Raw genomic sequence first — 8,710 nt, 5'->3', positions numbered from 1 at the left:
TCGCCACCGCCGGGATCCTGTCGTTCATCTTCTCCTGGAACAACTTCATGTTCGCCCTCGTCCTCTCGGGCGGCAGCACGAAGACGCTCCCCGTCGCCATCTTCGACTTCGTCGGCTATGCCAGCATCGACTGGGGCGGTCTCATGGCGGCCTCGACCATCGTCACGCTGCCGATCATGTTGATTGCTCTGTTCGCACAGAAGTACGTCGTCTCCGGCCTCACCGCCGGCGCAACGAAGGGCTGACCGGCTGTGACCACGATCTCCCGCGTCGAGACGTTCCTCGTCGCCCCCCGCTGGCTCTTCGTCCGCATCGAGACCGAGAGCGGCATCGTCGGCTGGGGCGAGGCGACCTGCGAGGGCCGCTCCGAGACGGTCCGCACCGCGGTCGAGCAGCTCGCCGAGGTGATCCTCGGCCGGGACGCGCTGCGGATCGAGGACCACTGGCAGGTCATGACGAAGGGCTCGTTCTACCGCGGCGGGCCCATCCTCTCCAGCGCCGTGTCGGGCATCGACCAGGCGCTGTGGGACATTGCCGGCAAGCACCTCGGCGCCCCGGTCCACCAGCTGCTCGGGGGCGCGGTCCGCGACCGGATCCGCGTCTACGGGTGGGTCGGCGGTGACGAGCCGTCGGAGGTGGCGGACCACATCCGCGCCCAGGTCGAGGCCGGCCTGACCGCGGTCAAGATGAACGCCAGCGGCCGGATGAGCCCGCTGGGCTCGGTCGCCGAGCTGGACGGGGTGGTGCGCCGAGTCGCCGCCGCCAGGGAGGTGCTCGGCGACGACCGGGACGTCGCGGTCGACTTCCACGGGCGCTTCAGCCTCGCGACTGCCAAGCGGGTCGCCCCGCTGCTCGAGCCGTACCGTCCCTTCTTCCTCGAGGAGCCGGTCGTTCCCGAGAACTCCCACCTGATCGGCGAGTTCGTCCGCTCCACCACGACGCCCGTCTCCACCGGCGAGCGGCTCTACAGCCGGCAGGAGTTCCTGCCGGTCCTGCAGGCCGGCATCGCGGTGGCCCAGCCGGACCTGTCCCACGCGGGCGGCATCACCGAGACCCGCAAGATCGCCGCACTCGCCGAGACGTTCGACGTGCAGCTCGCGCCGCACTGCCCGCTCGGGCCGCTCGCCCTCGCCGCCTGCCTCCAGGTCGGGTTCGCCACGTCGAACCACCTGATCCAGGAGCAGAGCATCGGCATCCACTACAACGAGGGCGCCGAGGTGCTCGACTACGTCCTCGACACGGCCCCGCTGCAGTTCGTCGACGGTTACATCGAGCGGTTCACCGGTCCCGGCCTCGGGATCGAGATCGACGAGCAGGCCGTGCGCCGGGCCGACGAGAAGGGCCACGCCTGGCGCGGACCCGTGTGGCGCCATACCGACGGGTCCTTCGCGGAGTGGTGAGCGATGACTGACGAGACGTTTCTGGCCGAGCTGCGGCGGGCCCGCCTCATGGCCATCGTCCGCGCCGCCGACCCGGCACCCGCGGAGGCTGCCGCCCGGGTGCTCCTCGAGGAGGGGGTTCGGTTCGTCGAGGTCGCGCTGACGACGCCTGACGGCCTCGGTGTCATCGAGCGGCTGCGGCCCCATGTGCCGGAGGGGTCGTGGCTCGGTGCGGGCACCGTGCTGACTCGCGACGACGTCGCGCGGGTGGAGTCCGTGGGCGGGCAGTTCATCGTCACGCCCGCGGTGGTCGAGTCGCTCGACGAGGCCGTATGCCGCTCACTGCCGTCCGTCGTCGGCGCGCTGTCCCCGACGGAGATCGTCACGGCACGCGCGCGGGGCGCCTCGGTCGTCAAGCTGTTCCCTGCGTCCGTGGGCGGCCCTGCGTACCTCAAGGCGGTCAGGGACCCGCTCCCCGACGTGCCGATCCTCGCGGTCGGCGGGGTCGGACTGGACGAGGCACGGGCGTTCCTCCAGGTCGGCGCCCTCGGCGTCGGGGTCGGGGGGCCGCTCGTCGGTGACGCCGCAACGGGTGGCGACCTCGACGCGCTGCGGAACCGTGCCCGAGCCTTCCTCGACCTCGTCACGGACCTGCAGGGATGAGCCCCGCGCGTCCCCTCGGGCCGTCGACAGGCACGCTCGACGTGCTCACGTTCGGTGAGGCGATGGTCTCCTTCAGGAGTGCCGGGCCACTTCAGAGCGACGCGGCGTTCACCCCGGGTCTGGCCGGTGCCGAGTCGAACGTCGCGATCGCCCTGGCCCGGCTGGGACACCGCACCGGCTGGGTCGGGCGGCTGGGGGCGGACCCGTTCGGGGAGCTCGCTCTCCGCGAGCTCCGGGCGGAGGGCGTGGACGTCACCGGGGTCAGCTCCGAGGCGGATGCGCCGACGGGCCTGATGTTCCTCGAGCAGCGAACGGCCGACACCTCGCGCGTCGAATACCGCCGAGCCGGATCGGCCGGATCGCGGCTGTGTCCGGCGGACATCACGTCCGCTCTCGAGCTGCGACCTCGCATCCTGCACGTCACGGGCATCACCCCAGCCCTGTCGCAGACCGCGCACGACGCCTGGCGCGCCTCGCTGGGCGAGGCACTGGGCGACGACGTGTTCGTCTCCCTCGACGTAAACTACCGGGCTCGCCTCTGGGACCGCGCGACGGCGCGTGACGTCCTGCGTGCCCGGGTCGGCCGCGCCGACGTCGTCATCGCGTCCGAGGACGAGCTCGACCTGGTGGCCGACGGCGCCGAGGCGGAGGCCGCCGAGGCGCTGCTGTCGAGGGGAGCCTCCTACGTCGTCGTGAAGCGCGGCGCCTGCGGAGCCACGGTCTGGACGGAGGGCGGCCGGATCGACGCTCCCGCCCTGCCCGTGAGGGCGATCGACACGGTGGGCGCGGGCGACGCCTTCAGCGCCGGCTTCCTCTCCGGACTCCTCGACGGGCTCGAGCCGGGGCAGTGCCTCGAGCGCGGTGTCCTGCTCGGCGCCTGGGCGGTCAGCACCCGGGGCGACTGGCAGGGCCTGCCGCGGCGCGGGGAGCTCGACCTGCTCGCTCTGGGCGCCGGCACCACCCTCCGCTGAAGCTGCCTCGCGCTCAGCTCGGAGAGATTGGCGACAATTCGGGCGATTTGTCTGCGGCCAGAGGGAACCCGCGCCTATGGTCGGGGGCGATGTCTGCCACGCCTCGGAACCGCCTGATCTGGATCGCTCTCGTCGTCGGAGCCGTGATCGCCATCCCGAGACTCGGCGAGGCGCTCCCGTCCGGTGACGATCGGCCCCCCGCTGCCGCCGCGCCGACTGCAGTCGCCACCGATCGTGCAGCCCAGCAGTCCGGGGCGACGCCGACGGACCCGACAACCTCCGACACCCCACCGGCGACCGGGCCGACCCCGACCGCCACCGGCAGCATCCCGACGGCTCCGCAGGCCGCGCCATCCCCGGCCGCGAAGCGCACGCCGGCCGCCCGGCCCGGCACGGCCCTCGCCACCGCGCTCACGCTCACGGTCAAGGGCCGGGCCCCGAAGACCGGCTACGACAGGGCCCAGTTCGGGCAGGCGTGGCTCGACACCGACCGGAACGGGTGCGACACCCGCAACGACATCCTCCGGCGCGACCTGAGAAGTCTCGTCCTGAAGGCAGGCACCCGGGGCTGCCTCGTGCTGCGCGGCACACTGAACGACCCCTATACGGCTCGGACGATCTCCTTCGTCCGCGGCCAGACCACGTCCACCGCGGCGCAGATCGACCATGTCGTCGCGCTCGCGGACGCCTGGCAGAAGGGCGCCCAGCAGTGGTCGGGTGACCGCCGTGCCGCCTTCGCCAACGACCCCCTCAACCTGCTCGCCGTCGACGGCCCCACCAACCAGGCCAAGGGCGCCGGCGACACCGCGACCTGGCTGCCGCCGAACAAGTCCTATCGCTGCACCTACGTGGCCCGCCAGGTTGCCGTCAAGGCGAAGTACCACCTCTGGGTGACCGCCGCCGAGCGCGACGCGATGGTCCGAGTCCTGACGCCGTGTCCGACCCAGCCGCTCCCCACGGCCGGCCCGGTTAAGCTCGGCGGTGGCCGAGAGGAGGCGGTCGGGTCGACTTCGCCCCAGCCCGCCCCCAAGCCGTCTCCCCGCGCCACCGCTCCGGCTCCCGTCGTCGGGGGACAGACCGACCCGCGCTTCGCCACGTGCAAGGCGGCCAAGGCGGCTGGCTACGGCCCGTACCGCTCGGGGGTCGATGTCGAGTACGGCTGGTACCGGGACGGCGATCGTGACGGGACCGTCTGCGAGTAGTGGTCGCCTGACCCCCTCGCCGGCCCGCCGAGCGGTCAGGCCGGCTGCGTCAGGCGCAGCGTCGTCATGCAGGTCGGGCTGCCCGCCGTCGTGGCGAAGGGTGCGCTGCCCTTCACCCCGTCGTGGGTCACGGTGACGGTGCCCTGGATGTCGCGCGGCAGCCAGAAGCCGACGAAGCCGTTGGCGTAGGTCTTCGTCTGCTTGTCGACGAGGACCTTGCCCTGGTCGTCCACGATCTTGACCGAGACGTCCGCGTTGCCGAGCTCCCCCCGGCAGGTCGCGAGGCTGTGGTTGTAGCACTCATGCGTCCGCGTCTGATACGGCGCGACCGACAGGTAGAACAGGTCGGCGGGCAGCTGGAGCGACGTCTCCTCCGCGCCGGTGGTGAGGACCAGCTCGCTGTCCCGGACGGAGGCGCCGAAACCGAGGGGCCGGGCGTCGGGTGACGTGTCGATGGCCTCGACGATCTGCTGGGCGCTCTGGCCGGAGAAGCCGAGCTGCTGGACGACGGCGTTGGGGGCCGGCGGTGTATCGGACGGGGCGGCGTTGGTGCAGCCGGCGAGGGCGAGGAGGCCGGCAGCGGCGACGGCGGCGAGGGACTTGCGCATGTGAGTGGCTCCTGACGACTGGACTGCTACGCATTGTAGTAGACGCCACCCCACATGTCGGACTGGCCCTGCCGAGTCAGGTTCGGCATGCTTGGGTGTCCCGATGACATCGCCGAGTCACCAGGAGTGCCAATGACTGCCACCCCCGAACAGACCGAAGCAGCCAGACGAGGAGCCTTCTCGTCCAGACGAGTCTTCATCCTCGCCGCGATCGGATCGGCCGTCGGGCTCGGCAACATCTGGCGATTCCCCTACGTCGCGTACGAGAACGGCGGCGGGGCGTTCATCCTGCCCTACCTCATCGCGCTGCTCACGGCGGGAATCCCGTTCCTCTTCCTCGACTACGCACTCGGTCACCGCAACCGCGGGTCCGCGCCGCTGTCCTTCGCCAGGCTGCGCAAGGGGACGGAGTTCCTCGGGTGGTGGCAGGTCGGGATCTGCGCGATCATCGCGATCTACTACGCCGCCATCATCGGGTGGTCCATGCGGTACATGTTCTTCTCCGTCGACAAGGCGTGGGGGAGCGACCCGGAGAAGTTCTTCGGCGGTGAGTTCCTCAGTGCCGCAGACCCGTCCGCTGGTGTGACGTTCGACTTCGTCCCCGGCATCCTCGTGCCGCTGCTCGTCGTCTGGGTCGTCGTCATCGCGATCATGGCCCTCGGCGTGCAGAAGGGTGTCGGTGCCACCTCCGTCATCTTCATCCCCGTGCTGCTCCTCGCCTTCGTCGCACTCGTCGTCCAGGCGCTGCTGCTGCCGGGAGCCACCGAGGGTCTCAACGCCCTCTTCACGCCGAACTGGTCCGCGCTGAAGGACACCGCCGTCTGGGCGGCAGCCTTCGGGCAGATCTTCTTCTCGCTCTCGATCGGCTTCGGCATCATGATCACCTACTCGTCCTACGTCGGTCGGCGCACCGACATGACCGGCTCCGGTCTGGTCGTCGGCTTCGCGAACTCCGGCTTCGAGCTGCTCTGCGGCATCGGTGTCTTCTCGGCGCTCGGCTTCATGGCGCAGGCCTCGGGCGTGCAGGTCGGTGACGTCGCCTCCGGCGGAATCGGCTTGGCGTTCATCGCGTTTCCCGCGATCATCAGCCAGGCTCCCGCGGGCGGGCTGATCGGCGTCCTCTTCTTCGCCTCGCTCATCCTCGCCGGCCTGACGTCGCTCGTCAGCATCCTCGAGGTCGTCATCTCCGCGGTCCGCGACAAGTTCGAGATGAGCCGGGTCGGCGCGACCGCCGTCGTGGCCCTGCCGATCGCCGTCGTGTCCGTCCTCCTCTTCAGCACCACGAGCGCGCTGACCGTGCTCGACATCATGGACAACTTCATCAACAAGTTCGGCATCCTGCTCGTCGCCGTCGTCAGCATGCTCGTCATCGCGTGGGCGCTCCGGGCGCTGCCGGCCCTCGCCCGCCACCTGAACCGCTACGGCTCGATCCCGGTCCGCGGGTGGTGGGTCGCGCTCATCTCGGTCGTCACGCCGGCGGTGCTGGCGCTCATCCTCGTCAAGGAGCTGCGCGACACGGCCGCGGAGACCTACGGCGGCTACCCCGACTGGATGGTCGCGGTCTTCGGCTGGGGGGTCGCAGCCGCGGTGGTCGTCGTCGGCGTGCTCGTCACGCTCGTGAGGTGGCGCCCCGACACCCCGCTCACCGTCCCCGAGGACGAAACCGACCCGACGGCCCTGGAGGTGGCCCGATGAACGCACCCGCCATCGTCATGATGCTCGTCGCGATGCTCGTCCTCTGGGGCGGGCTCGCGGTCGCCATCGTCAACGTCAGCCGCTCCGACCGCGGTGAGGTCGCCGAGGCACACCGGGACCTGTAGGCCCCTTCCGTATGCCGCTGAGTCGGCGAGGGCGGCGCCGCTGAGTCACGCGCGTGATGCCACCCCACGAGCGGGCATGCCGCTCAGCTCAGTTCGGCGAGAAGCCGCCCGGGTCGATCCGGCCGGGGACGGCGCGCACCTGGGTGACGAGGGCGAGCTCTCGGCGCAGGATCCGCAGCAGCGTCTGGAGGCGCTCGCGCTCGGTGCGGCCCTCGAGGACCGCCTGCCGGTCGGCGAGCTCGAGGGCCGACCGCTCGACGACGCGGTAGGCGAGCTCGTCGCTGCCGACGTCGTGCAGCGCGCGGGTGGTCGCCCCCAGGGCCGCGAGGAGCTGGGTGTGCACCGACCGGACCTTCCCGCTGAGGAGCGAGAGGTCCTCGTGCGGGGTCGAGCCCGGGCGGGTCGCGACCGGGTCCATCCAGGTGATGCGACCGGTCAGGTACGGCGTCCCGGCCGACTCCTCGCGGGCCGTGAGCCGGAAGCGCCGCCGCCCCCGAGCGATGACGTGGAACGGCGGCTCCGTCCCCGTCACCTGCTCGATGACGGCCTCGCACCCGACGTCGAACAGCTCGATGGCGGCGCCCTCGCCGGTCTCGGTGCCCTTGCGGAGGGCGATGACGCCGAAGGCCCGTTCCCCGGGCGGAGCCGAGCTGTTCAGGTCAGCCAGCAGAGCGACATACCTCGGCTCGAAGACCATGAGCGGCAGCTGAGCGCCCGGCAGCAGCACGGTCCCCAGGGGGAAGAGCGGCAGCAAGGGCATGCACGAAGACTAGGGCGCAACGTGCGCTTCGTCAGGCTGCGAGGCGGAGGCGTTCGGCTGCCGCATCGGCGGCGAGGGCGGCCCGGCGCTGCTCGTCGAGCTCGGCGAGCCGCAGCTCGTAGAGGAGTGCACGCTGCGACAGCTGCTCATGTGCGAGGGAGTGCTGTCGCAGCATGCCGATCAGGGCCCCGAGCGCGAGGAGGGTGAGGCCGCCGATGCCGGCGACCAGCCACCACGCGAGGGGGGTGTGGATGCTGCCGGTCGCGAAGAGCGCACCGGCCGTCGCGGCCATCCCGGCCAGGAAGCCGACCGCGATCCCGATCCGCGACGAGGCGCCCTCGTCGATGACCTGCAGGGCCTGCAGGGCGAGGGCCCGCTCCTCACGCGCCCGGGCAGGACGCAGGTGGATGGCCGCGGGGAAGCGGTGCGCCGCGCGCTTGCGCGACAGGGGCTTGGCCGGTCGGGTGAAGTCCCAGGGCGCGTCGTAGCGCCCGGCGTTCGACTCGCGGGTGGGACGGCGCCACGCGATCGAGGCCGTCGCCTCGGTGATGCTCTGCTCGGACATCGTGTCTCCTTGTCAGGGATCGTCTGAGCAGAGAGAGGCAGGGACCGCCGCTCCTGATACATGGCGCCACTCGGCATGATGCCCTTGTGATCGAGCTCCAGAAGGTCCTGGCCGTGTTGTGCGGGGTGTCGGCGGTCCTCGTCGCGGTCCAGGTCATCCGGAACCGGCCACCGAACCGGCTCGTCCTCGGTCTGCTCACGCTCATCGAGGTGGGTCTCGTCGTCCAGCTCGTGCTGGGCCTCATGCAGGTCCCGGACGCGCCGGCAGGGGCGTCGGTCGCGACGTACGTCGGTTATCTCGTGGCGTCGCTCGTCGTGCTGCCGCTGGCGGTCGGCTGGTCGTGGGCCGAGCGGAGCCGCGGGGGCACGGCCACGATCCTCGTGGGGCTCGTCGTGGTGCCGTATCTGTTCGTCCGGCTCTACCAGGTGTGGGTGCTGCGCCAGTGACTCACATCGAGGGCAGCCGTCCCTTGGCGAAGTAGAGGATCGGGCCGACCCAGTTGATCGCGATGATCGCGGCCCACTTCACCTTGCTGCCGTTGACCTCCTCAGGCTTGCGCGTCGCGAGGTCGGCCCAGGCCGTGGCCGCGAGCGAGAGCTGGACCGAACCGAGGGCGAGGATGGTCGCCTGCTGCCCCGCGCTGAGGTCTGACCACTTCTTCTTCTGCTTCGCCACCGCTGACCCTCCTGTTCGACGCCGCCCCCGACCCAGCTATCAGGCTACGGCTCGAGAGCGGAGTCCC

At 71.1% G+C, this 8,710-nt stretch carries 11 protein-coding genes and 1 pseudogene; 8 read left to right on the top strand and 4 right to left on the bottom strand.

Annotated features, from left to right (window positions below):
* From N864_RS25095 to N864_RS16030, 5 genes and pseudogenes are all read left to right on the top strand, one after another.
* Positions 1-245: pseudogene (locus tag N864_RS25095) on the top strand (carbohydrate ABC transporter permease); the annotation flags it as partial.
* Positions 246-251: 6 nt separating this feature from the next.
* On the top strand, positions 252-1,400 hold the full coding sequence (gene dgoD / locus N864_RS16045) for a galactonate dehydratase (protein WP_034719034.1): 1,149 nt from the start codon (positions 252-254) through the stop codon (positions 1,398-1,400).
* A gap of 3 nt (positions 1,401-1,403) precedes the next feature.
* Positions 1,404-2,042 (top strand): bifunctional 4-hydroxy-2-oxoglutarate aldolase/2-dehydro-3-deoxy-phosphogluconate aldolase, encoded by a 639-nt coding sequence (locus N864_RS16040; protein ID WP_034719032.1) that lies wholly within the window; start codon positions 1,404-1,406, stop codon positions 2,040-2,042.
* Positions 2,039-3,013 carry a sugar kinase gene (locus N864_RS16035; protein ID WP_081793948.1) on the top strand — a complete coding sequence of 325 codons (975 nt, stop codon included), beginning with the start codon at positions 2,039-2,041 and terminating at the stop codon, positions 3,011-3,013. Before N864_RS16040 ends, N864_RS16035 begins: the two co-directional genes overlap by 4 nt.
* An 89-nt stretch (positions 3,014-3,102) precedes the next feature.
* Positions 3,103-4,215 carry a GmrSD restriction endonuclease domain-containing protein gene (locus N864_RS16030; RefSeq protein WP_081793947.1) on the top strand — a complete coding sequence of 371 codons (1,113 nt, stop codon included), beginning with the start codon at positions 3,103-3,105 and terminating at the stop codon, positions 4,213-4,215.
* A 35-nt stretch (positions 4,216-4,250) separates the two neighbouring features.
* Here the strand turns inward: N864_RS16030 and cueP are convergent, their stop codons facing one another.
* Positions 4,251-4,823, bottom strand: coding sequence for a copper-binding periplasmic metallochaperone CueP (gene cueP / locus N864_RS16025; protein WP_034719030.1), 573 nt, complete (start codon positions 4,821-4,823; stop codon positions 4,251-4,253).
* 132 nt (positions 4,824-4,955) lie between these two features.
* On the opposite strand from cueP, the gene N864_RS16020 reads away from it, so the two are divergent.
* Positions 4,956-6,518 (top strand): sodium-dependent transporter, encoded by a 1,563-nt coding sequence (locus tag N864_RS16020; RefSeq protein WP_051518692.1) that lies wholly within the window; start codon positions 4,956-4,958, stop codon positions 6,516-6,518.
* Complete coding sequence (locus N864_RS24770; protein WP_155892975.1) at positions 6,515-6,643, top strand: methionine/alanine import family NSS transporter small subunit; 129 nt, start codon at positions 6,515-6,517, stop codon at positions 6,641-6,643. Before N864_RS16020 ends, N864_RS24770 begins: the two co-directional genes overlap by 4 nt.
* 88 nt (positions 6,644-6,731) lie before the next feature.
* Here the strand turns inward: N864_RS24770 and N864_RS16015 are convergent, their stop codons facing one another.
* Together N864_RS16015 and N864_RS16010 are read right to left on the bottom strand one after the other, a co-directional pair.
* Positions 6,732-7,403, bottom strand: a complete 672-nt coding sequence (locus tag N864_RS16015) for an LON peptidase substrate-binding domain-containing protein (RefSeq protein WP_051518691.1) — start codon at positions 7,401-7,403, stop codon at positions 6,732-6,734.
* A gap of 31 nt (positions 7,404-7,434) precedes the next feature.
* Positions 7,435-7,968, bottom strand: coding sequence for a hypothetical protein (locus N864_RS16010; protein WP_034719028.1), 534 nt, complete (start codon positions 7,966-7,968; stop codon positions 7,435-7,437).
* A gap of 86 nt (positions 7,969-8,054) precedes the next feature.
* On the opposite strand from N864_RS16010, the gene N864_RS16005 reads away from it, so the two are divergent.
* Entirely contained in the window at positions 8,055-8,414 is a 360-nt protein-coding gene (locus tag N864_RS16005) for a hypothetical protein (RefSeq protein ID WP_051518690.1), read from the top strand.
* 1 nt (position 8,415) lies between these two features.
* Here the strand turns inward: N864_RS16005 and N864_RS16000 are convergent, their stop codons facing one another.
* On the bottom strand, positions 8,416-8,643 hold the full coding sequence (locus N864_RS16000) for a PLDc N-terminal domain-containing protein (protein WP_034719026.1): 228 nt from the start codon (positions 8,641-8,643) through the stop codon (positions 8,416-8,418).
* Positions 8,644-8,710: the final 67 nt, after the last annotated feature.

The organism is Intrasporangium chromatireducens Q5-1 (assembly GCF_000576575.1).
In the GTDB taxonomy this organism is placed as follows: Bacteria; Actinomycetota; Actinomycetes; order Actinomycetales; family Dermatophilaceae; genus Intrasporangium_A; species Intrasporangium_A chromatireducens.
The sequence above is the reverse complement of the archived record's forward strand: the minus strand, read 5'-3'. Positions and strand labels throughout refer to the sequence as shown.

Excerpts from the sequence above, each read along its gene's own strand:
- N864_RS16015 (WP_051518691.1), bottom strand. The coding sequence starts at position 7,403 with ATGCCCTTGCTGCCGCTCTTCCCCCTGGGGACCGTGCTGCTGCCGGGC.
- N864_RS24770 (WP_155892975.1), top strand. The coding sequence starts at position 6,515 with ATGAACGCACCCGCCATCGTCATGATGCTCGTCGCGATGCTCGTCCTC.
- N864_RS16035 (WP_081793948.1), top strand. The coding sequence starts at position 2,039 with ATGAGCCCCGCGCGTCCCCTCGGGCCGTCGACAGGCACGCTCGACGTG.
- N864_RS16020 (WP_051518692.1), top strand. The coding sequence starts at position 4,956 with ATGACTGCCACCCCCGAACAGACCGAAGCAGCCAGACGAGGAGCCTTC.
- N864_RS16040 (WP_034719032.1), top strand. The coding sequence starts at position 1,404 with ATGACTGACGAGACGTTTCTGGCCGAGCTGCGGCGGGCCCGCCTCATG.
- N864_RS16010 (WP_034719028.1), bottom strand. The coding sequence starts at position 7,968 with ATGTCCGAGCAGAGCATCACCGAGGCGACGGCCTCGATCGCGTGGCGC.
- cueP (WP_034719030.1), bottom strand. The coding sequence starts at position 4,823 with ATGCGCAAGTCCCTCGCCGCCGTCGCCGCTGCCGGCCTCCTCGCCCTC.
- N864_RS16030 (WP_081793947.1), top strand. The coding sequence starts at position 3,103 with ATGTCTGCCACGCCTCGGAACCGCCTGATCTGGATCGCTCTCGTCGTC.